The 24829-nt window shown below is 39.4% G+C and carries 28 protein-coding genes; 10 read left to right on the forward strand and 18 right to left on the reverse strand.

Annotated elements, in window-relative coordinates; all coding sequences use genetic code 11:
* Nucleotides 1-148 precede the first annotated feature (148 nt).
* From fnr to ccoN, 9 genes are all read right to left on the reverse strand, one after another.
* Nucleotides 149-886, reverse strand: a complete 738-nt coding sequence (fnr, locus tag G399_RS0108325) for a fumarate/nitrate reduction transcriptional regulator Fnr (protein WP_006011982.1) — start codon at nt 884-886, stop codon at nt 149-151.
* Nucleotides 887-913: 27 nt separating this feature from the next.
* On the reverse strand, nt 914-1582 hold the full coding sequence (locus G399_RS0108330; RefSeq protein WP_006011980.1) for a sulfite exporter TauE/SafE family protein: 669 nt from the start codon (nt 1580-1582) through the stop codon (nt 914-916).
* The gene (gene ccoS / locus G399_RS0108335) at nt 1582-1788 is read right to left on the reverse strand and encodes a cbb3-type cytochrome oxidase assembly protein CcoS (protein WP_006011978.1); all 207 of its coding nucleotides are present in this window, start codon (nt 1786-1788) and stop codon (nt 1582-1584) included. The genes G399_RS0108330 and ccoS overlap by 1 nt, the downstream gene beginning before the upstream one ends.
* 23 nt (nt 1789-1811) lie before the next feature.
* Nucleotides 1812-4220, reverse strand: a complete 2409-nt coding sequence (locus G399_RS0108340) for a heavy metal translocating P-type ATPase (protein ID WP_006011976.1) — start codon at nt 4218-4220, stop codon at nt 1812-1814.
* 18 nt (nt 4221-4238) lie between these two features.
* A complete protein-coding gene (locus G399_RS0108345) occupies nt 4239-4730 on the reverse strand; it encodes a FixH family protein (RefSeq protein ID WP_006011974.1) in 492 nt (163 codons plus the stop codon).
* Nucleotides 4731-4808: 78 nt separating this feature from the next.
* The gene (ccoP, locus tag G399_RS0108350; protein WP_026843584.1) at nt 4809-5765 is read right to left on the reverse strand and encodes a cytochrome-c oxidase, cbb3-type subunit III; all 957 of its coding nucleotides are present in this window, start codon (nt 5763-5765) and stop codon (nt 4809-4811) included.
* A 4-nt stretch (nt 5766-5769) separates the two neighbouring features.
* Nucleotides 5770-5943 (reverse strand): cbb3-type cytochrome oxidase subunit 3, encoded by a 174-nt coding sequence (locus G399_RS0108355; protein ID WP_006011972.1) that lies wholly within the window; start codon nt 5941-5943, stop codon nt 5770-5772.
* A complete protein-coding gene (gene ccoO / locus G399_RS0108360) occupies nt 5943-6548 on the reverse strand; it encodes a cytochrome-c oxidase, cbb3-type subunit II (RefSeq protein ID WP_006011970.1) in 606 nt (201 codons plus the stop codon). The genes G399_RS0108355 and ccoO overlap by 1 nt, the downstream gene beginning before the upstream one ends.
* A gap of 11 nt (nt 6549-6559) precedes the next feature.
* Nucleotides 6560-7993, reverse strand: coding sequence for a cytochrome-c oxidase, cbb3-type subunit I (gene ccoN / locus G399_RS0108365; RefSeq protein WP_006011969.1), 1434 nt, complete (start codon nt 7991-7993; stop codon nt 6560-6562).
* A gap of 224 nt (nt 7994-8217) precedes the next feature.
* On the opposite strand from ccoN, the gene G399_RS0108370 reads away from it, so the two are divergent.
* On the forward strand, nt 8218-8643 hold the full coding sequence (locus G399_RS0108370; protein ID WP_006011968.1) for a hypothetical protein: 426 nt from the start codon (nt 8218-8220) through the stop codon (nt 8641-8643).
* Between the two features lies 1 nt (nt 8644).
* Here G399_RS0108370 and bfr (G399_RS0108375) read toward each other — a convergent pair whose 3' ends face one another.
* The 4 genes from bfr (G399_RS0108375) to G399_RS20410 all read right to left on the reverse strand — a co-directional run bounded on the left by bfr (G399_RS0108375) (nt 8645) and on the right by G399_RS20410 (nt 12349).
* Nucleotides 8645-9112 (reverse strand): bacterioferritin, encoded by a 468-nt coding sequence (gene bfr, locus G399_RS0108375; protein WP_006011967.1) that lies wholly within the window; start codon nt 9110-9112, stop codon nt 8645-8647.
* Between the two features lies 1 nt (nt 9113).
* Entirely contained in the window at nt 9114-9587 is a 474-nt protein-coding gene (gene bfr, locus G399_RS0108380) for a bacterioferritin (protein ID WP_006011966.1), read from the reverse strand.
* Between the two features lie 162 nt (nt 9588-9749).
* Nucleotides 9750-11330, reverse strand: a complete 1581-nt coding sequence (locus G399_RS0108385) for a cation:proton antiporter family protein (protein ID WP_006011965.1) — start codon at nt 11328-11330, stop codon at nt 9750-9752.
* A gap of 185 nt (nt 11331-11515) precedes the next feature.
* Nucleotides 11516-12349, reverse strand: a complete 834-nt coding sequence (locus tag G399_RS20410; RefSeq protein WP_006011964.1) for an alpha/beta fold hydrolase — start codon at nt 12347-12349, stop codon at nt 11516-11518.
* Nucleotides 12350-12584: 235 nt separating this feature from the next.
* On the opposite strand from G399_RS20410, the gene G399_RS0108395 reads away from it, so the two are divergent.
* Both G399_RS0108395 and G399_RS21590 read left to right on the forward strand, forming a co-directional pair.
* Entirely contained in the window at nt 12585-13676 is a 1092-nt protein-coding gene (locus G399_RS0108395) for a GGDEF domain-containing protein (protein WP_006011963.1), read from the forward strand.
* 223 nt (nt 13677-13899) lie between these two features.
* The gene (locus tag G399_RS21590) at nt 13900-14064 is read left to right on the forward strand and encodes a DUF2986 domain-containing protein (RefSeq protein ID WP_006011961.1); all 165 of its coding nucleotides are present in this window, start codon (nt 13900-13902) and stop codon (nt 14062-14064) included.
* Between the two features lie 295 nt (nt 14065-14359).
* Here G399_RS21590 and G399_RS0108410 read toward each other — a convergent pair whose 3' ends face one another.
* Nucleotides 14360-14911: a YkvA family protein gene (locus G399_RS0108410; protein ID WP_006011960.1), complete on the reverse strand. Its 552-nt coding sequence runs from the start codon at nt 14909-14911 to the stop codon at nt 14360-14362.
* Between the two features lie 369 nt (nt 14912-15280).
* On the opposite strand from G399_RS0108410, the gene G399_RS0108415 reads away from it, so the two are divergent.
* Complete coding sequence (locus G399_RS0108415) at nt 15281-15586, forward strand: hypothetical protein (protein ID WP_006011958.1); 306 nt, start codon at nt 15281-15283, stop codon at nt 15584-15586.
* A 40-nt stretch (nt 15587-15626) separates the two neighbouring features.
* A complete protein-coding gene (locus G399_RS0108420) occupies nt 15627-16208 on the forward strand; it encodes a beta-class carbonic anhydrase (RefSeq protein WP_006011956.1) in 582 nt (193 codons plus the stop codon).
* 96 nt (nt 16209-16304) lie between these two features.
* Here the strand turns inward: G399_RS0108420 and G399_RS0108425 are convergent, their stop codons facing one another.
* Nucleotides 16305-17174, reverse strand: coding sequence for an ADP-polyphosphate phosphotransferase (locus G399_RS0108425; protein WP_006011955.1), 870 nt, complete (start codon nt 17172-17174; stop codon nt 16305-16307).
* A 225-nt stretch (nt 17175-17399) separates the two neighbouring features.
* Here G399_RS0108425 and G399_RS0108430 point away from each other — a divergent pair, with 225 nt between their 5' ends.
* The 4 genes from G399_RS0108430 to G399_RS0108445 all read left to right on the forward strand — a co-directional run bounded on the left by G399_RS0108430 (nt 17400) and on the right by G399_RS0108445 (nt 21562).
* The gene (locus tag G399_RS0108430) at nt 17400-18866 is read left to right on the forward strand and encodes a phospholipase D-like domain-containing protein (RefSeq protein WP_006011954.1); all 1467 of its coding nucleotides are present in this window, start codon (nt 17400-17402) and stop codon (nt 18864-18866) included.
* A gap of 124 nt (nt 18867-18990) precedes the next feature.
* The gene (locus G399_RS20415; protein WP_264358392.1) at nt 18991-19464 is read left to right on the forward strand and encodes an endonuclease/exonuclease/phosphatase family protein; all 474 of its coding nucleotides are present in this window, start codon (nt 18991-18993) and stop codon (nt 19462-19464) included.
* A gap of 191 nt (nt 19465-19655) precedes the next feature.
* On the forward strand, nt 19656-20201 hold the full coding sequence (locus tag G399_RS0108440; RefSeq protein WP_006011952.1) for an HdeD family acid-resistance protein: 546 nt from the start codon (nt 19656-19658) through the stop codon (nt 20199-20201).
* A gap of 164 nt (nt 20202-20365) precedes the next feature.
* Complete coding sequence (locus tag G399_RS0108445) at nt 20366-21562, forward strand: NnrS family protein (protein ID WP_006011950.1); 1197 nt, start codon at nt 20366-20368, stop codon at nt 21560-21562.
* A gap of 103 nt (nt 21563-21665) precedes the next feature.
* Here the strand turns inward: G399_RS0108445 and G399_RS0108450 are convergent, their stop codons facing one another.
* The 3 genes from G399_RS0108450 to G399_RS0108460 form a co-directional block, all read right to left on the reverse strand.
* Nucleotides 21666-22553 carry an HNH endonuclease gene (locus G399_RS0108450; protein ID WP_006011949.1) on the reverse strand — a complete coding sequence of 296 codons (888 nt, stop codon included), beginning with the start codon at nt 22551-22553 and terminating at the stop codon, nt 21666-21668.
* A gap of 288 nt (nt 22554-22841) precedes the next feature.
* Nucleotides 22842-23129, reverse strand: coding sequence for a hypothetical protein (locus tag G399_RS0108455; protein WP_006011948.1), 288 nt, complete (start codon nt 23127-23129; stop codon nt 22842-22844).
* A 475-nt stretch (nt 23130-23604) separates the two neighbouring features.
* Nucleotides 23605-23883 (reverse strand): hypothetical protein, encoded by a 279-nt coding sequence (locus G399_RS0108460; RefSeq protein ID WP_026843587.1) that lies wholly within the window; start codon nt 23881-23883, stop codon nt 23605-23607.
* Between the two features lie 627 nt (nt 23884-24510).
* On the opposite strand from G399_RS0108460, the gene G399_RS22970 reads away from it, so the two are divergent.
* A complete protein-coding gene (locus G399_RS22970; RefSeq protein ID WP_006011945.1) occupies nt 24511-24693 on the forward strand; it encodes a DUF2970 domain-containing protein in 183 nt (60 codons plus the stop codon).
* The last annotated feature ends 136 nt before the right edge of the window (nt 24694-24829 follow it).

Below are 24829 nucleotides of genomic sequence, written 5' to 3' on the forward strand. Positions count from 1 at the left end.
TTTATTCTGAATTATTTTGAGGCAATGTACTAGTAACCACATTGCCCTAGATCAAACTAAGGTCTAATAAAACAATTCTCCGTCTTAGGGCAGCTCAAATAAAAGATGAGTTTACGGAATTTGAGGGTCTATATTTACTTTATTAAAATTAACAAACGCTAGTAACGTTAATTTCCATATCAGGAAAACGCTTTTTAATACCGCCAAAATCAATAATAGATATTAACTTACCATCTACCTTTATTAACGCTTCTTTCTGAAAACGAGTTAGTAGTCGACTAATGGTTTCAACTGTCAAACCTAAGTAGTTGCCGATTTCATTTCTAGTCATCGACAAGTTAAACTGTTTGGCAGAGAACCCTCTCTCTTCAAATCGCTGAGATAGGTCCATCAAAAAATGCAAAAGACGTTCTTCTGCGCTGCGCTTACTTAATAGCATCATTAAGTCATGATCATGCTTTATTTCAGCACTCATAAACCGCATTATCTGCTGCCTAAGCTTCGGAAATTTAATCGACATTTGATCTAATGTATCGTAGGGCAATTCGCATACCATGGCGGTTTCCAATGCTTGGGTGTAACTACCATGTTTATTGTCTTTTAAAGCATCAAATCCAACTATGTCGCCTGGGAAGTGAAATCCAATTATCTGATCGACACCGTCTTTGTCACTTATGTATGATTTAAATGAACCCGAGCGAACAGCATATAACGAATGAAAATCGTCACCATAACTAACCAACTTATCATTCTTGTGAAGCGGTTTTTTGCGCTCGATGATGTCGTCCAACGACTCGAGTTCGTCTTTATTCAAACTAACAGGTAAACATAAGTGGCTAAAACTGCAGCTTTGACAGTGAATCGACAGTTCAGAATCTTTTGCCATGACCTACTCCTTGTAATTAGTTTAGGATCAAGTATGACTCAAAAATAGATTGTAGGTCAAGATCAAAGAAAAGCCAAAGAGTAGGATTGAAATGATTTTTCGTGTCATTTTGTGCTGAAAAATAGGGACCAAGAAGCTCGCACCTAAGCTTGCAGCTAAAAGAGTAGGAAGGGTTCCCAAACCAAATGAAAACATAACTAATGCGCCTTGCATTGCCGACTCACTGGCTAGAGACCAAGTTAATACTGAATACACTAAGCCACAAGGTAACCAACCCCAGACCATGCCGTAAGCTAGCGTGTAGAATGGATTTTTGAATGGAATAAGTTTTTTTGATAAGGGCGCTACTTTTTTCCAAAGTTTACCACCAAGCTTCTCCAGAAGTGATAAGCCCTTATACCAATCGCCAATATAAAGTGCCAGCAAGACCAAAAATATAATACTAATGATCTGTAAAATAGGTAAGCCGGACTGGATATTGACTGTGGCTATCCCCCCCACAAAACCAGTGATTGCGCCGGCTATTGTGTAGCTAATAATACGACCAAGGTTGTATGCACAAATATAAGGAAGTTGTGGTTGACCTTTAGGAATGGCAAATGAAAAAGCACTTGCTATGCCACCGCACATACCAATGCAATGCACACCGCCAGCAATTCCAATCAAGAAAGCCCCGAGGTAATTAATGTCGAGCATTACTTGCTATCGTCAGTTTTATCAATTTTCTCTTTTTGTTCATTAGTATCAACGTCTTTCTGGTTAATATCGTCGTCAAACAAAATGCTATATCCCTGTCGATCTAAATCATCAAATTGATTTGACCTTACAGCCCAAAAGAATATGATCACCGCAATACCCACAATAATAATGGCTAAAGGGATTAACACATAAATAATACTCATAAGCGCTTACCCATTTTTTTACCTTAATCTTTAAGAAGACGTGTCGAATTATAAACCACGATAATTGAGCTGATAGACATACCTAGTGCTGCCATCCAAGGCGTCAAAAAACCAGCCATCGCTAATGGTAAAACTAACACATTGTACCCAATCGCCCATACCATGTTTTGCTTTATCTTACGGCGTGCTCTTTTTGCCATCGTCAGTACCAGAACCAGCGAGTCTAATTGAGCATTTAGTAATATCACATCGGCTGCATTTTTAGCTAAGTCTGATGCGTTGCCCACCGCCACTGATACATCAGCAGCCGCCAATACAGGAGCATCATTAATGCCGTCACCTAGCATTAATACTTTTTTACCCTGTTGTTGGAGTGTCTTTATAGTATCTAATTTTTGCAGTGGTGTGCGCTGCGCGTATGTTTTACCAATGCCTAATTTAAGCGCAACATCGCGTACATTCTTTTCACTATCGCCACTCAGTATACTGGTCTCATAGCCGCTTAGCGTTTTCAATACGTCAGCGACATCATGTTTAATTTTGTCCGCCAACCAAAATGCGGCAACAACACAATCATCCTTTGCAAGGACGATTGTGGCATCATTCAATTCGTTAATAAACTGATTTTCATTATCTATGCCAATGAAATTAGCGGAGCCCAACTGATAAAGATGACCATTAATATTGCCAGAGATACCATTACCGACACTGACTCTAAAGTTGCTGATGTGTTGATGCTTAATATCAATATCTAACTTTGAAAACGCTTTTGCAATAGGGTGCTCAGACCTTACTTCTAATGCTGTTGCAATAGATAATAGGGCATCCTTTTGCGATCCATCAGCCACCCATACTTTTTGTATGGAAAACTCTCCACAAGTTAGCGTGCCTGTTTTATCAAACACAATGTCAGATATATCGGTAAGTTGCTCAAGTGCATCCGCACGTTTGAGGAGTATTCCGCCCTTATTTAGTTTAGCCATGGCGCAAGTCAAAGCTGACGGCGTTGCCAAACCAAGTGCACAAGGGCAGGTTGCAACAAGCACAGAAATAGCAATCCAAAATGCATGAGGACTGTCTTGCAAGTACCAAAATGCATATGTAAAGGCAGTGAAGGCCAATACGATAATGCTAAAGTGGCGGCTAAGTCTGTCTGCAAGTAGAGCTACTTTTGGTTTATTTGCCATAGCAGTTTCTTGTAGCCGCAGAATTTGATTAACCATCGCATACTTTAGTGTCTTGGTTACTTTAATGGTAATAACACCCAATTGATTAATTGTACCGCCATAAACATACGCGCCTTGTCGTTTGTCGACGGATTCAAATTCACCGGTTAACATTGATTCGTCGATTGTAGCGTGTCCTTCAGTGATTTCTCCATCCACCGGTATAATTTCACCTGCTTTAACTAACACTAGATCGTTAACTTGTAGTTGCTTTGCTAATACCGAGGTTAATTCACCGTTGATCCATTTATAAGCTGTGACTGGAATATGCTTTAACATATTTGAGGAGATTTGATTCGCTTTATGCCTTGTTCGCTGTTCTAGATAACGACTAATAAGAAGAAAGAACACGAACATACAAATTGATTCAAAGTACACTTCTGCATCAACCTGATTGACAGTTATAAAACCAGCGATATAAGTTGATAATATGGCGACGGTAACCGATATATCCATGTTGATTGTTTTTGCCATTGTCGCTTTCAATGCACTAAGATAAAAAACACTACCGGAATACAATACAACAGGTGTTGTTAAAACAAGACTGATCCAATTAAAATAGCGAGTTGATTCTGCGTCAATATCACCAAATAGATCAAAATATTGTGCCATTGCTAACATCATGACCTGCATGGTCATTAAACCCGCTAAGCCCAGTTTCTTTAAGTAACTCTTTTGTTCATTTTGAAACGACGCTTCGTGTTTATCAGCTTGGAAGGGGAGAGATTCATACCCGATGTTCTTCAGTTGTTTAAGTAGACCGGAAAGTTTAATTTCTTTATCGTTCCATGCAATCATTGCTCGGCGAGCACCAACATTAACAGATACTTGTTTAACACCGACAACTTTAGCGAGTTGCTTTTCTATCAGCCATCCGCATGCGGCGCATGTAATGCCTTCTACTGTCAATTGGATTTGTTTGTGTTTTCCATTTTCGAAAACAAATTCTTCTTGTAGCTCAGGTTCGTCATATACGGCCAGCTTGTTCATTGTATTATCCAGCGCAGAGTCACCTTTTGTTGCGGGTTCTGTTCTGAATTGATAGTAGCTTTCTAGTCCATTTTCAACGATCGCTGAGGCCACTGCTTGGCACCCGGGGCAGCACATATTATGCGTTTTGTGGAGAATGGTGACAGGATATTTGTCACCTTCTAAATTAGGCAGGCCGCAATGAAAGCAATCGCCTTTTGAGACATTAATAGCCATTAAGAATGGGCACCGCCATTAAGGGTTGAAGCTGATCGCCATGGATGTTGGCAAAATGAGAGTTTTCTGAACTTTCCAACTTTCATCAAGTGGCGTCAGACGTAAACGCCATTTACCGTTGACAAGTGTATCTGTTTCCGCCCTGTAAATACCATTAGCATCTGCACTTAACAATACTTGAAAGTCTCTTTCCGCAAGCGTTACATGATAAAAGTCTAGCTTAAGTGCTTGTTTAGTTTGGGGGGCGCCGGATAAAAATTCGACAGAGATAAAATCATTATTAATATTTAATTGGGTCGTTATGTTAAGCGTTTGAGCTTCTTCAATCTTACCAAGTCTCTCATTAATCGCCTTACCTTCTTTATAGTAATCGTCCACTACCAACGTGTTTGTTCCGTCCGTTGCGAAACTGACAACAAATCCGCCAACAATAAATGAAGACAACGGGATACAGATTAAAAACCAAGGCCAAAACTGCTTATACCAGGGTTTAATGTCTGATTCTTCCATAATGCGTAAACTCTTCTTTAATATTAAGTGCAATAAAAAAAAAGAAACCCCGTTAACACGAGGCTTCTTTAGTCGTTATTACTTATTTTGGGATAGGCTAAAAACATAAGCTGCGACAACGTGCACCTTATCTTCACCAAGTGTCTCTTTAAACGCGGGCATAACACCATTGCGTCCGTAATAAAGGGTTTGTGTAACCGTCTTCTGGTTTCCGCCGTACAACCAAATATTATCTGTTAGGTTAGGAGCACCAAGCATTTGATTCCCTTTACCGTCTATTCCATGACAGGCAGCACAAACCACAAAGCGTGCTTTGCCCGCGTTTTTCAGGTCTAAATCAACGTCTCGACCGCTCAGGCTTAGGGTATATGCGACAACTTCTGCTACACCGTCTTCACCCATGCTACCTAACCATCCTGGCATAGCGCCACGACGACCCAAGATTAAGGTTTCTTTAATCTTGTCACCGGAACCACCATACAACCAGTCGTTATCAGTTAGATTAGGAAAACCCGATGCTGCGCCCTTAGCATTTGAACCGTGACATTGTGCACAATTTTGCAAGAATAAGCGCTGACCAACTTGCACAGCACCTTCGTTTTGCGCTAGCAGCTCAACGGGTGTTTTTGCGTATTCAGCGAATATAGGGTCAAATTTTTCATTCGCGTACTTGATTTGAAGGGCGTACTCATTCCAGTTACCTTCGTCAATGTCTTTCTGTAACGCCAGCTTTGACTCTTCTAATGAAAGAACACCTTGGTTAGAACTAGTCCAACCTAAAACACCTTTAAAACTGCCTAATCCTGGATACAGGATTAGATACGCAATGGCCCAGATCAAACAAATGTAAAATAATATTGTCCACCAACGGGGTAATTGGTTATTCAGCTCTTCTATGCCGTCAAATACATGTCCCATTGACGCACCTTCTTCAATACCAGTATCGTTTGATAAACACCAACGAAGCAGTAAGAAGCACCCTAGGATCGAGCCTAGAGTTATAACAGATATCCATACTGTCCAAAACATACTCATAAGTTTAAGACTCCTGATCTTCTTTATTTGAAATTTTGTGTTCTTCGTCATCGAAAACTAAATTTGCTGCTTCGTCGAAGTTCTTTTTATTGCGGCTGCTGAATGCCCAATAGCAAACTCCAACGAAAGAGACGAAAACGATGACCGTAAATATGCTGCCTATAGTTCCTTGGTCCATTATTTTAAGTGTGTCCCAAGTTGCTGCAGATATGAGATTAAGGCTTCCATTTCTGTTTTGCCTTTTACTGCAGCTTCAGCACCTGCAATATCTTCATCTGTATACGGCATACCTAACATACGGTTGACTTCCATTTTCTTGACGATATGCTCACCATCAAGTTTATTTTCAGCCAACCAAGGGTAACCAGGCATATTTGATTCAGGAACCACATTTCTCGGATTAATCAAGTGAACGCGATGCCATTCATCACTATAACGTTCACCGACTCGGGCTAAATCCGGACCTGTTCTTTTCGAACCCCATAAAAAAGGGCGCTCCCAAACGGATTCACCGGCGACTGAGTAATGCCCATAACGCTCAGTTTCAGAACGAAACGGGCGTATCATTTGGCTGTGGCAACCAACACAACCTTCACGGATGTATATATCTCGGCCTTCCAACTCTAGCGCCGTATAAGGGCGTAAACCCTTCACCGGCTCCAATGCTTGCTGGTCAAACATTAGAGGCAGTATTTGTGCCATTGCACCGAAACTGATTGCGACTAAAATAAGAACCGTTAGCAAGCCAACGTTTTTTTCTAATAACTCATGTGGATTTTTCATAATAGCTCTCCTTACGCTCCGGCAGTTGCAGGGTTATCTGCAATGCTTTCTTTCGGCGCGCTAATAGTGCGATAGCAATTGTATGCCATAATGAACATACCAGTAACAACGAACAAACCACCAATGAAGCGAACAATATAGAAAGGCTTAGAGGCTTCTAATGACTCTACAAACGAGTAGGTTAACGTACCGTCTGCGTTCACCGCTCTCCACATTAGACCTTGCAATACGCCGGACATCCACATTGCCACGATATACAAAACAACACCGATTGTTGCCAACCAGAAATGAATATTAATTAACTTGGTGCTGTGCATTTTTGGCTGACCAAACAAGATAGGAACTAAGTGATAAATAGAACCAATAGTTACCATCGCTACCCAACCCAGTGCACCGGAATGAACATGTCCAATGGTCCAGTCTGTATAGTGAGACAACGCATTGACTGTTTTAATAGCCATCATTGGACCCTCGAAGGTAGACATACCATAGAATGACAATGAAACAATTAAGAAGCGTAAGATAGGGTCTGTTCTTAGCTTATGCCAAGCACCTGAAAGCGTCATGATGCCGTTGATCATTCCTCCCCAAGACGGTACAAATAATATAATGGACATTGCCATCCCTAACGACTGCGTCCAATCTGGAAGAGCAGTGTAGTGAAGGTGGTGAGGACCAGCCCAAATGTATAATGAAATTAGTGCCCAAAAGTGAACAATTGATAACCGATATGAATACACTGGGCGACCCGCTTGTTTAGGTACGAAGTAATACATCATTCCTAAGAAACCAGCTGTTAGGAAGAAGCCGACGGCATTGTGTCCGTACCACCACTGCATCATTGCATCTACGGCACCCGCATAAATTGAATATGACTTCATGAAAGAAACGGGCACAACCATGCTATTGCCTATATGCAATACTGCAACGGTCAACATAAACGCACCCAAGAACCAATTAGCGACGTAAATGTGAGAGGTTTTTCGTATAACTAAGGTGCCAAAGAAGTTGATACAATAGGCGACCCAAACTAATGTAATTAGGATATCGATCGGCCACTCTAACTCAGCATATTCTTTGCTCGACGTATAACCCATAGGTAGCGTTATAACGGCGGCAACGATAACTGCTTGCCAACCCCAAAAAGTAAAGGCCGCGAGTTTGTCACTGAAAAGTCTTACTTGTGAAGTTCTTTGTACAATATAGTAGGACGTTGCAAACAGCGCGCACCCACCAAATGCAAAAATTACCGAATTAGTGTGCAAGGGTCGCAAGCGAGAGTAGGTTAACCATGGAATATCAAAGTTCAATGCCGGTGCAAATAATTGCGCAGCAATTAAAACCCCTAATGACATTCCAACAATGCCCCAAACGATCGTCATTATTGTGAATTGCCTGACTACTTTATAATTATAGTCATGTTTTGCTTGGCTTGTTTCGCTCATATTAATATGTCTTCCGCGTCGAGAAAAAATAACTACATCTCAGTATCGTTCACCTATGTTGTCTAACCAGTTGAGTAGTTAAAGCAAGTTAAGTAAGCTGTTGAGGTATCACATACGGATAATAATGTTTTTAAGGACAAAAAGATATATTACTTGAGTCTGACTTGATCTTGGTCAATAAAGATGATTCGACGGTTAATGAAATGTAAAAAAATCAGAAGAAAATGTATTCAAAACAGACACTAATACTCTTTATAGCCCTATTAGCAGTAAGCCTTTCAGGTGTTTATTATAAAAATGTTAATAGCCCAGATAATCAATCAGGAAAATGTGACTTAACTGTCGAAAAGTGTACATTTGTATACGGAAACAACAAAATATCGGTAAAATTTTTATCACCTATTGTAACGGAAGAAGAAATTTTACTATCTATTGAGCTCCCGCGAGAACTAAAACTGACAGAAGCTTGGGTTGAAGGAGTTAATATGTTCATGGGCAAAACACCAATTATGAAAACAGATGAGGGTTATGTGACCTTTTTAGGCAGTTGTAGTCTTGCCAGAATGCAATGGCAACTTAACTTAAATGTCGAAAACCAAAACGGCCAAGTAAAGATTTACTCAGCCGCTTTTTATACATCCCCAGAGTAACTTACATTTGTGACTGCAAGTAGTTCGATAATCCTAACATTTCTATGAGACCAAGTTGTTGCTCTAACCAATGCGCATGATCCATTTCTGTGTCGTCTAACAAAATCATTAGCATGTCTCGCGTTACATAGTCTTTTTCAATTTCACACATTGCAATGACTTTTCGTAACTTGTCCGCGACTTCATATTCTACGCGTAAATCGCTTTGCAACATTTCAGCGACGGCTTTACCTGCTTTATAACCAACACGGGTTTGCATATCTGGCTCGCCGCCCAAAAAAAGCATGCGCTCAATGAGTTTAGTCGCATGTCCTTTTTCATCGTCAAATTCATGATTTATGCGTTCATATAATTTGTTCAGTCCCCAGTCTAAATACATTTGAGAATGCACAAAATATTGGTCCATTGCTGCTAATTCATAACCAAGTAGGGTATTTAGCCCATCAATTACATTTTTATTGCCTTGCATATTAATCTTCCTCTATTTGAGACTGTAGGTAGTTTTGGATACCTAACTGTTCAATTTGGTAAGCTTGAGTATCTAACCAATCATAATGTTCCTCTTCATACTCGAGAATACTAGCCAGCAAATCGCGAGATACGAAGTCTAAATGTGTTTCGCACAGTGCTATAGCGTCTTTCATTTGTGGAATTTGCTTGCTTTGAAAGCTGGCATCACACTTAAGCATCTCGGCGGGCTCTTCACCGATATATATTTTGCCGAGCATTTGCAAGTTGGGCAGGCCTTCAAGAAACAAGATGCGAGTGATCACTTCATCCGCCTGTTTCATATCTTTTATAGACTTTTTGTAGCACTTTTGATTGAGTACTTCAAAACCCCAGTTTTTATACATCCGAGCGTGCAAGAAGTATTGATTAATTGAGGTGAGTTCAGTCATAAGTACCTCATTGAGGACTCTAATTACTTCTGGTTTACCTTTCATTTAGCTACCTTTTATCTGAAACAGTATTGAATAGGTTATATTTGATTACTTACTAGTATAGAAGGCTTTTGCCCAATATCAATAATTACAATAAATAAGTCTTATATATCAATACTGTAATAACGATAATGATTTTCATTAAGACCTTTATTATTAGCCATGTTACGTCTTAACTATTGTATGATTTAGCATTTCAAAGCTCTCTTCAGCAAAGCCTAAACCGGCTTCTGTGAAAAAATTAAATACCTTATCTACACCGACGTCCAAAAGAGGCTGAACTTCATCTTCATACCTTGCTATCGCGGCAATTTTGCCTGAATAAGAGGCATTTCTAAGTTGATTAGTAATATTGGATGAATCATCGATGGAGGGCAGAGCTAACAGGATCAGTTCAATTTTGCTGATATCTACATTTTCCCATAAGTCGATGTTTTCACCGTCACCCAAAATCGCTTCGTAGTTTTGTTCTTTTAGTGAATTAACTTTGTCTAAGTCAGCATCCATGCCCGTAACACCTTGTTCCATCAATCTAGCTAACGTTTTAAAGGCACCTCTACCAACTCTTCCCATTCCGATAACAAGTACTTTTGTGTCCCCCATTTTTGGATAAAGGTCTTCCTTCAACGATATAGTTGATTGAAACATTTGGAGGCGTTTTTTATGCGAGTTATATTGATTATGTGAGGTTTTATACAACATGCTCGTAAACACAAACGAGAACGAAACACTTAATGCCATTATAACTAACCACACGCTGTCTAGCAGGCCAACGCTGACGGCAACTGCAGCAATGATGAGTCCAAATTCGCTGTAATTAGACATTACCAAACTAGACAGATACGAGGTTCGTGCTCGCAACCTAAATTTAGTAAGTAGAATGAAAAACAAATAAAATTTAAGCGGTAACAACAGAGTTATCAACAATGCGATACCCGCAATTTCAAACGTAGGAAGTGCGGTTAATCCGATGGTTAAAAAGAAGCCAATTAGGAATAGATCTTTGAAGCTTAGTAACGACTTTGATAACTCGGTTGCTTTTGAGTGTCCAGCAATTAAGACACCAAAAATTAGGGCTCCTAGGTCGCCTTTGATGCCAACAAGTTCGAATAATTGGTATCCTCCCAAGGCCAAAATAAAACCAGTTAGTGGTAGTAATTCTCCATGCCCAGACTGGTTCAATAATCTATGTAATAGAGGTATCATCGGTATAAGTAGGACAAGTAATAGCGCCCACGGCGAGGGAATTTCCCCAGTCGCTACAACCATGAAAAGTACAGCGAAAATATCCTGCATTACCAGAATACCAATAGCTACTTTGCCATGTCGGGTTCTACTCTCGCCGCTTTCTTCTAGTATTTTGACCACACAAACTGTAGAACTAAAACTAAATGAAAATCCAATTAAGGCTGCGGTCATTGGGTCCATAGTGGTGAAGTAGGGTAATCCAATCAAGCTTAGCAATAGAAATAACGCGCTAACAAATGCTATCCAAATAGTAGAGTGTAGAAAACTACTTAGCCATATTTCACGCTTTAATAGGTCTTGCACATTCAATTTTAAGCCGATAGTAAAAAGCATAATGGTGATGCCAAGGTCTGCTATTTCTTTCAAACTACTGTTGCTTTCTATGCCCCATGCATTCAAAGAAAACCCGGCTATGAGATAGCCAATGAGTGGCGGTAAGTTTAATAACCTAAAACCGAAGCCAAAAATAAAAGCAATTAATAAATAGATGTATTCCATCAGTTTCTTATGTTCTCAAATAGTAAAATAACAACACTGTAATAAAATCGACCAAACGTTTAGCTGTTTTATGCTGTTCGGTCTAAAAACGACATAATGTCTCTGGACACCCTAGTGACACTCTCCACCATGGGTATATGACCTAAATCTTCATATATTACAGTCTCCGAATCCAACATCTCTTGCTATACTTTATAATCTGCAACGGGCACTAGTTTATCATTTTTGCCCCAAATCAACATAACGTTAGATGCGTTGATTTTATGCGCTAGGTCAAAGAAGTCGTCAGGATTAAAGAAATCGCGAAACATATGTGCATACTGTTCGCGTTTCCCGATGTATTTATCGGCAGCAGCTTGCAATATAAATTTTGGAGAATAGGGTGGTTTCGCCATGACCAAATCATAAAAGTGAAAAAAATCGGCCTCATTGTAGTGTTCAAACGGGTTTAGGGTACTTTTGGCCATTTGCAACGAGTAATATGAACGAATACCAGCCGGATCTATTAAAACCGATTTGTGAACACGATCCGGGCAACGTTCAACTATTTTGGCCGCCATAAAACCGCCCATACTATTGCCAATGATATGAAATTTTTGAATGTTTAATTTATCTAGCATATCCATCAAAAAGCGGACTTGTTCAGGCACTGAATAGTTGTCAGTTGACCGATACGTAACATCCCCATGCCCCAATAATTCGGGCGTAAACAGCTGATATTCTTTGCTTAATTTTCTAGAAATTCGATTCCAAATATATTTATCAGCACTAAATCCATGCAGCAAAACGATAATTGGTTTGCTACTGTCAAATTCCGCTACATTGCTCAAGTAGTGCATTTGTAGATTAAATTTTTCATTCCAAGTTGAATAGTGTTGTAAGTTTGCCAATCTAGCTTCAAGCTTGTTGATTGTATTATATATACTATTTGCAATAATAAACCTTGAGTCAACTTTGAGGATCAAGAAGCATAAAATAGCGAGCACGATTAGGACGGTAACTATGATGAAGAGCGTCATTGAATGTATGCACCAAAAATTAATTGTTTTACCGAGTATCTAACGATGTGTAAGATTAATCGAGTTGTTGATGAATATTATATCGACAAATTGTTGATTTTATTCACATAATATTAGGCGTATATGGGCTTTTTGCATTTATACCAGAACAATAGTATCTTCTCAACATTAACGAGTAATGTACAGGGAGTGCACGTTTTCTCAGTAATCTTCAACCTCGCGCTAGGTAAACAATGTGACCGACTCCCAAAAGCAAGACAATACGATGCAGCAGCTTATTTTATCAAAACTGGTACTCATAATAATCACAATATGTGCACTTGGACTTCCTTTTACTATCGGTAATTGGCTGCAATCGGGCTTTCACAATATTCACCTTGTCCACATTGTGTTTATGGCGCTGGCAATCGCCGTTTATTTTCGATCCTCAAAACAAAAAATGGTAATAGACACTATTTTAGTTTCTATGTTTTTATTACTGTTAATACTCATTGGCGCCTATGAATATGGCTTATCCAGTGGTTTGGTCGCGTTGTTAGTAGTAACCAGTTCAGTTATTTTGGTTATGCATAACCCTAAAACGGCTGCTATTTACAGTATTGTGACAACGGCAACTGTTGCTGCTGGGATATTATTTCTTGCCAAGGATCCTATTGTTCCCATACTAACCAGTAATGCAACTGCGACTTTTATAAACGCTTCTGTGTACTCTGTTGTCGCTGTATTGGTAAGCTTTACGTTGATTGGTACGTTACTTATCAATCTTCAAAATACATTGAAAAAGTCTCTCCTTGAGTTAGACAAAAAAGCTGAACAGGTCGACTATTTAGCAAATCATGATCATCTAACAGGCCTCAGTTCTTCCAGATTTGCGCAAGAGCAGCTTGAATTAACCTTAAAGATGGCAAAACGTCATAATTTTAAAGCGGCTATTTTATATATAGATATAGACAAATTTAGGCTAATTAATGATGCACTTGGACATGACGCTGGTGACTATGCGTTGAAACAAGTTGCCAAACGAATCAAAGAATTAATTAGAGACACCGATATAGCGTGTCGTCAGGGGGGGGATGAGTTTTTAGTTATTTTGCACTATCCAGTATCTATCGAAGCTTGTGACGTGATATGCCAACGACTGATAGGCGCTTTTGATAAAAGAGTTTCCTATAAAGACCACGAAATAAAAATTAGCCTCAGTATCGGCGTCGCTATTTACCCGGAGCATGGTGATACTCAATTTAAATTGAGAACAAAGGCTAACAAGGCGATGCATATTTCAAAAGATAAGCAAAGCGAAAAGCATCATTTTACACTCGCGGATTGAGGATGATAAAGCAATTAATGTGGCGCTGTGTGGCAAAAACGTTAGAGAGCGCTCTATTAAAAATGCGCTTGCTATTTATTTAAGCTTATTTCACTATCAATTACTAATAGGTATTTCTGTTCAGAATGCCGAAATCGAGATGCCACTACAAAAATAGCAATATAGGTGGGCTAAATCGTTAGAGTTTTTTTATTTTAGGTATAGACACATTGAGAACACAGCTATGAACCGTCGTAAAAAAAGTAATCAGATTTTAAAAGCACGTTCTAAAAAAGCAAACAACAAATTGTCTCCCAAAAGTAAGCCTAAATACATTAGTAAAGCCGAAAGAGAAAAACTAGCGGTAGATTCCCTGCAAAGCCTAAATTCGGTTTGTGAAGAGTCATAAGGTATATTGTTTTAGCTGTGGTCATGGTCTTGGACATTAGCTGTATATGTTTGGACTGAAGAGATAAAATAGGAAACGGTGGCGTTCAGAATTGCGCGGACGTTGGGCAAAACTGCATATTAATAAAATTATCTATGTAGTCGCTATTTTGTTATTTTTTATTGTTGACGTGGACTTATAAGAACCAAACAATGGATTATGGATTATCGGTATTCTTATGTTGCGGCTAACTAACAAAAAATAAAAACGCCGCTAAGTATATACTCAACGGCTTTCTCAAATAGCTTCTAGACAATTACATGATACGAGAAAATATTTTTCGGGCACCCGAAATCGACTTATTCCTGCGCAAGCCTGAGCGCAATTCACTGCGCGTTGATGTCAACCAGCTTTCACGATTCACGTTTGCTTGACTACCCCGTCGGTTTTCTTCGGCACTTCGGAAACTACAAAAAGATTCATAGGCTTGAAGATCTAATGACATGTCTTGAATAACTAATTCGATCATAATAGCGTCATCCAAATAACCTAAGCCAGGAATGTTGTCAGGTATCAAATCTTGTGGTTCACAGAAGTAAGCGATAGAAGTTAATATTTCTTCTTTTTCATCCTCAGGGATTTGCCATTCATCATCATTTAAAGCACTGATCAACATTTTTAGTGAGCTTAATCGTTGACTGACAAAATCGGGGATATTCGCATTTTCCATTTGTTTACATAAATCTTCGGCTTTTTTAATCACCTCTTGTTCAGGTAAATTCTTTATTTTTTCGATAGCTAATCGCATTAGCTCGCGAAAGTGAGATAAATCATTATCGCTTAGTTCTAGGCTTATTTTTATAGACATGAATTGTTCCTTTCCCATCGTTGAGTTGTGCAAATAGTAACCTTAACAAAATAGCTTAGCAAAGAATAGTTGCTACTAGGGAGCGAGGGAAGTTTAATTTATTGGATAATAGGACAGGATAACTTAAATAAATTCACATATTCCTTCGTTCAAGCAAACATATTACTGCTACTAATGTACTAATACGCAGACTAAAAAGGGCAAGGACGATGCACTCAACAGCCCTGAGAATAACAATATTTTGCGTATTATTTTACATGACAGGTGTCTAAAACTAACGATTTAGGGCTAATTTGTGTCGGCTTTCTTTACACTTTCATAAAGCGAAATATGACTTCCCTTATAACTAATTGAATAATATAAAAAATAATGATGAAAAAGCAACTAATCACCGCGGCATTTGGCGTAATCGCGTATTGCGGTCTCACATTATCAGCATATGCTGCTCCCATTGAGGGAAATAGCTCTTGTGTTTTCGAAAATGCTCAAGGAGGCGCTAGTCTGGTCCAATCTGGTGCATCGACCGCCTCATTCAGTTGGGGCAGCGGTGTAAATAGTGCGCCGTCTTCACTATACTGCGCAGGTCAAATCTTTGACACAGACACTGGCGTATTTTTTGATATTGTTGATCTGATGAATGGTGTGCACGGTAATCTATATTCCACAGAGTTGTAACAACAACGACATTATTGATAAATGCCAAAGGAAAATTAACATGAGTGAAGTGGTTAAAGAAGTCATAGCAGCTAACGCTAGTTACGTCGCTGATTTTGGAAATAAATCTGATTTGCCTATGCCCCCGGCAAGGCAGTTTGCGATCCTAACTTGCATGGATGCACGTCTTGATCCAGCTAAATATGCAGGCCTTGCAGAAGGTGATGCGCATGTGATCCGAAATGCAGGGGGCAGGGCAAGCGATGATGCCATTCGTTCATTAGTTATATCTTACAAGTTACTAGGAACAAAGGAATGGTTTGTCATTCATCACACTGACTGTGGAATGGAAACATTCACCACGGAAATAATGGGTGATCTACTATCGAGCAGTTTAAAAACTTCAAGTGTAGACGCTTCTTGCTGGCACGATAGCAACGCTGGTGATGGCACAACTGACGGCAAATATATCAATTGGCTAACCATAACTGATCAAGAAAAGAGTGTGTTAGAAGATGTTCAGCGGATCAGAAATAATTCAATGGTTCCCAGTGAGATCCCAATTTATGGTTATATTTATGACTGCAAAACAGGAAGCCTAAACGAGGTTCTTGCGGCAACAGAAGCAGGAAAAGTGGGCTAATATACAACTTAGCATGCCGTGTGCTGTTTTTGGTGACTTAAGTGGACAAATAACTAAGTAAGCTTGTTGGTTTATTTTAAAGCACGATCTTGCAGCTCATTTCAAAAGCTTTTGCTTTAACAACTGAAGTTCAAGCTTACGATGTTCGTCACTAATAGGGTAACTCATTGGCAACGCCTTCAATGTTTTATGTATGATTTTGGACACAATTAGTCGAGCATTCTTTTTATCGTCGGCTGGCACTGCATACCAAGGATTATTGTTTGTGCTAGTTGCTTGCAAACATGCTTGGTAAGCCTCCTGATATTGTGGCCAAAACTCTCTTTCATTAATATCTGCATCAGTAAACTTCCAATTTTTGTCTGCATCATCAATTCGGTCAATGAAACGGGTACGCTGCTCTTCAGGGGAAAGGTGCAAAAAGATTTTGATAATGCGGGTACCGCCATTGTGCAAGTGTCTCTCTAAATTATTAATAGAACGAAAGCGCTCCTCCCATAATTCGCCTTCACTCAAGTGCTCTTCTGGAATTTTTTGAGCGACTAGTATTTCAGGATGCACTCGGACTATCAGTACTTCTTCATAATAAGAGCGATTGAACACACCAATGCGTCCACGTTCAGGCAATACTTGGTTGCTGCGCCATAAAAAATCATGCTCAAGTTCATTGGCACTAGGGTGTTTGAAACTCGTGACCTGACATCCCTGAGGATTAATTCCAGACATAACGTGGCGAATAACACCGTCTTTGCCAGCCGCGTCCATAGCTTGAAATATTAATAGTAGCGAATACTTGTTAGAGGCATACAATAACTGTTGTTGTTTACTCAGTTTCCTCACCTGCTTTTTAAGCATTTTTTTATACTGTTTCTTTGACTGATACAGCGGGTCGATTCGGGTAGGGCAGTCTCGAAGTATAAATTTATCGCCTGTCGTTACCTTAAAATCATCTATTTTTATACTCATAATGATTGCCATAGGAAAGTATTAACACTACTACGTTATACACCTTCTATTTTAGAATTTAAACTCGAATAGTCAATTTTGGAAGCTAGATAAAGCCGGGGAATATACAAAATTAGTGATGCATTTATCATCTTCAGGCGTGAAAGCGCAGATAACATCGAGTTGTTTGGGTTTACGCATTCGTGTAATACTCTGGGTTGCGGCGTATTAATTAAGTTGGATTTTATGCACATTTTTGAAGAATTGCTTGGATGGTTCTATATACATTGGGTAACCATAACCGTTATTTTGCATATTAGTGTATCTCTACTGACGTCGTTACATGTGCTTCTGTTCAAAGAAAACGAGGGTACTTCTCTCGCTTGGATTGGTCTTGTTATACTCTCGCCCATTGTGGGCAGTTTATTTTATTGGTTATTTGGAATAAATCGTATCAAGCGTTTAGCTAAGAAAAAACATCCCAAAAAAAGTAAACCAGACTTTCGTCATCAAGAAAAACCCATTAACTTTCACCATTTACCCAAACACTGGCATCCATCAATCATCGCAGGACATACAATTCACCCTGTTAATTATCTTGCAAACAATAGCATTGAACTGCTCATTAATGGGGATATAGCCTACCCAGCAATGATCCAATCCATACATAGCGCTAAGCGTTATGTGGTTTTATCAAGTTATATATTTGATTGCGACGCACTGGGAAGCCAATTTATTAACGCTTTAGCTGCAGCAAATAAAAGGGGTGTCGTGGTTAACGTTTTGCTAGACGGCATAGGTATTGGTTATAGCTGGCGTAAATCAGACCAAGCTCTGAACAAACTGGGGGTAAAAACCGCCCGCTTTTTACCCGCTATTTCGCTTACCAGTATTCGCTTTATCAATCTAAGAAACCATCGAAAAATACTCTGTGTGGATGGTGAAGAAGCGTACATAGGTGGAATGAACGTAAGCCAGAGTAATGTAGTTAAATCTGCAGTAAATCCGATTGATGATGTGCAGTTTAAAGTGACCGGCCCAGTGATTGATCAAATTAGTCAGGTGTTTACAGAGGATTGGTTTTTTGCCACCGGTGAGTTAATTCAATTCCCTCTCTATAACCCAAATGATAGGCCAAACACAACGCAGCAAACAAGTGAGCAATCGGTTGTTGCCCGAGTTATTCAAGATGGCCCTGATGAGGACCATAACAAAATACGTTGGACTTTAATTAACGCATTAGTTTGCGCACAAACTAGCGTAAAAATCATTACTCCCTATTTTATTCCAGACAGGACCCTAATGACCTCTTTACATGCCGCAGCACTTCGTGGCGTGTCAATCGAAATTATTGTGCCCCAACACAGTGACATTCCTTTGGTGGACTGGGTGATGCAAGCAAATTTCTTGAGAATAATAGAGCACGGTATACATATCTACAAAAATAAAAGGCCGTTTGACCACAGTAAAATTGTCATTATTGATAACATATGGTCATTTGTAGGCTCTACCAATTGGGATGCTAGAAGTCTGGAATTTAATTTCGAAATCAACCTAGAATGTTTCGACACCGCTCTCAATGCAAAACTAACAGAACTCTTTAACGTAAAGAAACAAAATTCCGTCATCGTTACTGAAGCTGAAATGAATGACTTTTCTACGTTAAAAAAGATCCGCAATAATTTGTTTCGTTTATTCTCGCCCTATTTATAACCCTAGGGCTACATTAATAATTTTTGCTCTCATAAGTTTGATTAAAGGCCAAAATTTTCATGATAAAAAGTCGCTATAGCAAAGTTGAATCGCGAAAAATTATGGGGACCCCATCAAAACAAGTATACATTATTTTTCAGCATCGACGCACAGTGAACCAATTACAAAAACGAAAAAGATGCAGTTAGCAACTGTGTATGCGCTAAACGCTGTTGGGCAGTCATTACTCATTGTCAATTCGCACATTATCAACTTTGTCGCATTCGAAAAATTCAGAACCCACCTAGACCAAGTTTTCCAAAGCATAGAACATCATGAAGGGCCGGTATTATTGGCGGGTGATTTTAATACTTGGAATGAGAAAAGATTGAAATATTTTAATGCATTAGCAACGTCGTTTTCGTTGCAAGAAGTTGAAATGAAGCGGCAGCCAAGACTAAACCATTTGTTGCAGCACCTTGATCATATTTACTATCGCGGGCTGGATGTATTGGAAGCACATGTGCACACCGATATTCGTTCTTCCGATCACTACCCAATCAGTATGTCGTTGCGTACCTTAAATCCAACGACGTACTCGCCGCCCTCAGATAAATAGACGCTACTGAAGTCCGTCTGACTTATTCTACATCCAAGACTATATAAGCTCATATTACGGGTTTACCACATTGGAATAAGAGGAATCTCCAATAACATCGATACAAGCCCAACGGTATCCTGTGTTTCAAATTAAAGGTGTTTTGTGCTTTCATAACATGTCGGTCAAGTCACATCTATATAAGGAAATCAATGATGACAACGCTACCTAGTATAAACGAAAAAATTCAGGCTAAATTCGGGCCCTACACTTTATTCACTGGGATCTTGTTTATTGTGTTGGGAACGGCGGGTATATTCTTGCCGGGTATTATGTCGCTGGGCACCGTGATTTTTTCCGCATGGCTGTTGTTTCTAGGTGGTGTCATGTGGGGTATTCACACCTACCGTTACGATAAAAACAGCATCATGAATTGGATTAAATCAGCTCTACTCATAGGCGTTAGCGGTTTGATGTTAATTGACCCGATGTCGGGTGTAGAAGCAGTGGGTCTGTTGCTAGCCATATACCTTTTGCTAGACGCCTTTGGCAACTTTGCAATGGCCAATTCAATTCATCCGGCAAAAGGCTGGTTTTGGATGACGTTCAACGGTGTTACGTCACTTCTATTGGCCACTCTATTTCTTGTTGGCTGGCCTGCAACTTCCCTGTATTTAGTCGGTTTGTATGTAGGCCTAAGTTTACTATTTGATGGTTGGGCCCTAATGGCCATCGGTTTAACGCTACGAAAAGAGTAAACTTGCTCAGCGTTTATTAAATGAATTTGTTAGGGTAATTTATTCTTAGAGTCTTGAAGTTGGCACCGAAAACACTCTTTTTCTAATCTCGGCGAGCAGAGATTAGTATTAATAATAGTAATGCCTAAACAATATAACGCTCTAAATATGGATTGACTAATACAGTGAACATCACCGATTTGAAACACGAACAGCAACTGATGCCGGTTTTACAACTTGGCTTTAGGCCTTTCTTTTTGATAGGTGCTGCGTTTGCATTTATCGCTATGCTTGTTTGGTTAATGTTTCTTAATGGTGTTTTGTCGGCAACTCCCTTAAATGGTGAGTTATGGTGGCATAGTCATGAAATGTTATTTGGTTTTGTTGCCGCCATTGTTTCAGGATTCTTGCTCACGGCGGTGCAGACATGGACAGGTGTCTCTGGTGTTAAAGGCAAAAAGTTATTATTTTTGTTGTTAATCTGGATCAGCGCTCGTGTACTTATTATAACCAACCCGGGCATACCAATTGAGATCATCATGCTACTGGATTTATCTTTTTTACCTATGACTGGATATTTCTTGGCGCAACCTCTGATTAAAATTAGACAATATAGGAATATGATATTTTTGCCGGTTATAGCGCTCATGACCGTTGCTAATATTTTTACTTATTTACCTCAATTTGGTTTTTCCTCTGAATTTATCAATCAGGGTATGCATTCGATGATCATTCTCACGATATTTTTAATTGCTACTGTGGGTGGCCGAGTCATTCCTATGTTTACTGCAAATGGCACCAAAACCCAAAAAGTATTGCCTATCAAGGGCCTTGAACTGACTTCATTAGGTAGTTTGTTGGCTATTTTCGTATTTATTGGGGCAGGGCTTACAGAACACAATATAGTCTTAGGTGTCTTATGTTTTACAAGCGCGGCGTTGCATTTTTATCGAAGTTTACGTTGGAGACCATGGGTTACGGTAAGGGTTCCATTGGTTTGGCTTTTGCACTTGAGCATGACGTTTTTACCTATCGGTTTGTTACTTTTGGGTTTGCACTTTACTTTTGGTTTGCTGAGCCTTAGCACCGCATTGCATAGCTTAACAGTGGGGGTAATAGGCGGAATGATTTTAGCTATGATCGCTCGAGTTTCCTTAGGACATACAGGAAGAACATTAACTGTTTCACCATTAATGGTGTTGGCTTTCACGGCAATAGTACTCGCAGCCCTTACTAGGAGTATATTGGTAGCAATTTTCCCTCAATTTACAGCGCAATTGTTGCTGCTCTCAGGACTTTTATGGTGCAGTACATTTGCCTGTTTTGTTTGGGTGTATTCTCCGATCCTTTGTAAGGCAAGAACGGACGGTCGACCGGGTTAACGCTGCTTATCCAAGCTGGTGCGTGGTTTTAACGTATATTCAAGCATGTGTACTATATTTAAAAATATGCTACACATGCTTACATTAACTACAGCCTAACAAATCATAATTTTTGGTTGAAAATACCATTATGATACTTTAAGTAATCATCAAATCTATTCTGAAATTTAGGCTTCATTTGATCAATGCACAGCGTCAAACCAGCTTCAACCCCTAGTCCTCGTAATGTATTTTTATCGAGGGTAGGAGATAGCCTGGTAAGATAATTACGGCCTTGTTTTTCAAATGTGAGCATATGGCAGTCAAAGAGTTTGTCAATATGAGCACATAACAAGATGCCATTTGAACCATCTAAACGTTGCTCATTTGTTTCGCAAACCGACCAAGGGACAATATGTGACGCGACTAATATCTCTTTAACGCTGGTTAGTGTAAGCGCGCAGCACTCTCCATTCCCCCAAACATCTATAACATTCTTGCGAAAGCGCCCCTGACCGACGCGCGACATTACGAGGCTTTGACGTCCATTTTTATCAACTTCGGAGTCAAAAATGTCTGCAATATCATCCGCTAATCCGGATAGCGGTTTAGTAGAATACTCAGCTTTATGTTTGCCAACAGCATAGTAATCACCGTTAATAATTTCAAGCTTCATGTCTGAAATTTCTTCAACATAAGTCTTTATTTTTACTCTACCGGTGCCTAGGCCATCATCAGAATCGGTATCTAATATAACCGGGAATGTTTGCAACTGATAGCCATCATTCTCTACTAGTTTTACGTATTCTAAGCTTTCACTAAATGCATTTTGCTTACGACCAAGCTCAATTTTGTCCCCATCCATGGCTAAAATAAGTGAACGGTCCAATTGTGTATTTACGTCCCAGGCGCCAAATATTACCACTTTGTCTTTATGATTAACAAAGCCCCAACCATTCCGGTCATTATTATTTGAGGCTCCGTGAGCTTCCATGAATTTTTTTCTCGACATTTTTATCCTTAAATTTTTAGATGAGTTCGCAATCAAGATTAGCACCTATTTGCGGAAATTCGAACGATTATCAAACTATATGCAAACGTGAGTTAAGTGCTACTAATGGCATCCTAAGTGTGATCTAGTTATATGTATATCCTAGATGCTGAGTTAGTGCAAGTAACAGAAGATGCCTACGAAAAAATTCTCATCTAAATGAAAGCGTTGATAATCAGATAGATGGGTGGACAACGGCAGGGTATGTGGCTTTTCCAAATTTAGGTAGTGTAATTAGCGCCACAATTTCTAAGCCATCGCGAGCAGTATAAGTAATGCTTTGATGCTCAAGTAATGAAACAAAATCGATTGGTCTTTGCTAAAACTACGAATGTAGTTATTGGTGTCGGATAAAACTTTGTCTAACGCATCGTGGAAGCTGTAATCGTCGTCGTTAAAATAGTATCGTCCATATGGCGAATGCTCGTCAAATATACCAATCGCGTCTTTATTCACCGTTGAGTAAATTAAATCACCACTAATATCATAGTCTTCGTGAGCAAATATCAGGCTTGTTTCTTTACTTGTTAAATTCATTTTATACAAGGCACGTTTATCGCCGTTATGTTTCGTTAGATATAGAATGTTCGGGTCAAGACTAAAGCCTTTTACACGGATAGGTTTGTCTTCGAATGTGGTGTAATTTAGCAACTCTTCAAAATCGTCATCTGGAGTAAATCGGCACCAATCTCAGGTGAAAGAGTTGTGTTAGTAAATTCCGGTAATATGCTAAGTGCCGCAGTAGGCGCGGTTTAATTTGGCACGGAGGATGCTTTCTGAGCATAGGCGACAGTAAAAATAAAACTGCTAAATAGTAAACTTGCGATAAAAATCCGTGTAAACTGTCGCATGAAAAATCCCTGTTTAAATGTGTTATCGAGTGGCCATTTTACTTACCAAAAATGTTTTAACTGAAGCCGCCCTTGGCTTTCAATTCCAATAGCCTTCGTGGTTGAAACTGGGGTAGGGAACGTATGGAATTGTCTATTGAAGTCCGAGCTCATTAAAAATACTATTTACGACTCCATATTTTTGAAACCGCGCGATCATTGCCCAATAATCCAACTAATGCGCATATAAATCCAATTAAAAAGAAGACTAAAAACGGTAAAAAACCAGCGAGTTCTGACGCAATAATAGCTACCACAGCGGAGTAACCTGACAAAAAGACAAACAGAAACCCCATAATGTTTAGTACCTTTCTATCTGATTTTTTATAAAGGTATTCGCCCTCGCCAGACTCAAAAACTCGGAGTATTGGGGAAAATATTTTTCTCAATTGCTTCTTCATATATTAGTTCTCATGACATTTATCTTTACAGTGAAACAACCTGGCTAGCGCAGGCAATGAAATTTTTCGTGCACATCAATTTTTAGTTATGGATGCGGCCGTTCCAAACTTACAGTGAAGGTTGAGCCTATATAATTTCGGTGATAACAACAAGACCCTAGTGACTTCTTACTGCTAATAGCCATATCGGTTACAGATACCGAAGACTATCGAAATTATCAAGCAAGTATGACCATTACTAAGTGCGTATTGTGTTTTCCATGCTTTTTAATTGAAATTTGCTCTTAATACGAATACATTCATCATCATCTCTGCGTCACGCTGAGATTGGTGACTCCAGTATCGCACTCTGCGCGTAATCCAATGTTCTCGATCTACGCATCAATAATACCCACTAGTAATATCAAAATAGTTTATCCAGCCAGGTAAATATTCGCTGACCTTAAAGAGTTGATAATGCATAGAAACGCACCAGTTACCGTTCGTTAATCGTCTCCTAATAGCCAGGAATTATTCAATGATAGTGCATCTGTACCTATAAAATTATAATTATCTGTTCCTGTACTCATTTATTTGCTTGCTTTATTCTGACTTCGATTTACAGCTTAATTAAAGTAGGTGGTTAAAGTGGAAAATAGCAAAAAAGGTCCCACATTTTTTCAAATAACGGTCAGTATTATGGCTTCTTTTTTTGGAGTACAAAGTTCAAAAAATCAACAGCGAGATTTTGAGGGAGGTAAACCACTGAATTTTAGTGTCATAGGCATCTTGATGACCTGCTTATGGTACGGCGCCATTTACCGGAATTGAGCGGAAAGCCTCGTCGTTCAGGGCGGGGATGGATAGCTCGGATGGATAGCTCGGATGGCGAAGCCGTCCATTTGTTTTAGTGTGGCGTTTGCTGTTGCTCGATGTACTTGCGGATCACAGCAATTGGCGCACCACC

The organism is Brumicola pallidula DSM 14239 = ACAM 615 (assembly GCF_000428905.1).
Classification (GTDB): Bacteria; Pseudomonadota; Gammaproteobacteria; order Enterobacterales; family Alteromonadaceae; genus Glaciecola; species Glaciecola pallidula.

Coding starts and splice junctions, on each gene's coding strand:
- G399_RS20410 (WP_006011964.1), bottom strand. CDS start 12,349: ATGACGCTCTTCATCATAGTTACCGTCCTAATCGTGCTCGCTATTTTA.
- G399_RS0108420 (WP_006011956.1), top strand. CDS start 15,627: ATGAGTGAAGTGGTTAAAGAAGTCATAGCAGCTAACGCTAGTTACGTC.
- G399_RS0108330 (WP_006011980.1), bottom strand. CDS start 1,582: ATGCTCGACATTAATTACCTCGGGGCTTTCTTGATTGGAATTGCTGGC.
- ccoO (WP_006011970.1), bottom strand. CDS start 6,548: ATGAAAAATCCACATGAGTTATTAGAAAAAAACGTTGGCTTGCTAACG.
- G399_RS0108440 (WP_006011952.1), top strand. CDS start 19,656: ATGATGACAACGCTACCTAGTATAAACGAAAAAATTCAGGCTAAATTC.
- bfr (WP_006011966.1), bottom strand. CDS start 9,587: ATGAAAGGTAAACCAGAAGTAATTAGAGTCCTCAATGAGGTACTTATG.
- ccoP (WP_026843584.1), bottom strand. CDS start 5,765: ATGAGTATGTTTTGGACAGTATGGATATCTGTTATAACTCTAGGCTCG.
- G399_RS0108340 (WP_006011976.1), bottom strand. CDS start 4,220: ATGGCTATTAATGTCTCAAAAGGCGATTGCTTTCATTGCGGCCTGCCT.
- G399_RS21590 (WP_006011961.1), top strand. CDS start 13,900: ATGAACCGTCGTAAAAAAAGTAATCAGATTTTAAAAGCACGTTCTAAA.
- G399_RS0108415 (WP_006011958.1), top strand. CDS start 15,281: ATGATGAAAAAGCAACTAATCACCGCGGCATTTGGCGTAATCGCGTAT.
- G399_RS0108430 (WP_006011954.1), top strand. CDS start 17,400: ATGCACATTTTTGAAGAATTGCTTGGATGGTTCTATATACATTGGGTA.
- G399_RS0108370 (WP_006011968.1), top strand. CDS start 8,218: ATGTATTCAAAACAGACACTAATACTCTTTATAGCCCTATTAGCAGTA.
- G399_RS0108450 (WP_006011949.1), bottom strand. CDS start 22,553: ATGTCGAGAAAAAAATTCATGGAAGCTCACGGAGCCTCAAATAATAAT.
- G399_RS0108425 (WP_006011955.1), bottom strand. CDS start 17,174: ATGAGTATAAAAATAGATGATTTTAAGGTAACGACAGGCGATAAATTT.
- ccoS (WP_006011978.1), bottom strand. CDS start 1,788: ATGAGTATTATTTATGTGTTAATCCCTTTAGCCATTATTATTGTGGGT.
- G399_RS0108385 (WP_006011965.1), bottom strand. CDS start 11,330: ATGGAATACATCTATTTATTAATTGCTTTTATTTTTGGCTTCGGTTTT.
- fnr (WP_006011982.1), bottom strand. CDS start 886: ATGGCAAAAGATTCTGAACTGTCGATTCACTGTCAAAGCTGCAGTTTT.
- G399_RS0108345 (WP_006011974.1), bottom strand. CDS start 4,730: ATGGAAGAATCAGACATTAAACCCTGGTATAAGCAGTTTTGGCCTTGG.
- G399_RS0108410 (WP_006011960.1), bottom strand. CDS start 14,911: ATGTCTATAAAAATAAGCCTAGAACTAAGCGATAATGATTTATCTCAC.
- G399_RS0108455 (WP_006011948.1), bottom strand. CDS start 23,129: ATGAATTTAACAAGTAAAGAAACAAGCCTGATATTTGCTCACGAAGAC.
- G399_RS0108460 (WP_026843587.1), bottom strand. CDS start 23,883: ATGAAGAAGCAATTGAGAAAAATATTTTCCCCAATACTCCGAGTTTTT.
- ccoN (WP_006011969.1), bottom strand. CDS start 7,993: ATGAGCGAAACAAGCCAAGCAAAACATGACTATAATTATAAAGTAGTC.
- G399_RS0108355 (WP_006011972.1), bottom strand. CDS start 5,943: ATGGACCAAGGAACTATAGGCAGCATATTTACGGTCATCGTTTTCGTC.
- bfr (WP_006011967.1), bottom strand. CDS start 9,112: ATGCAAGGCAATAAAAATGTAATTGATGGGCTAAATACCCTACTTGGT.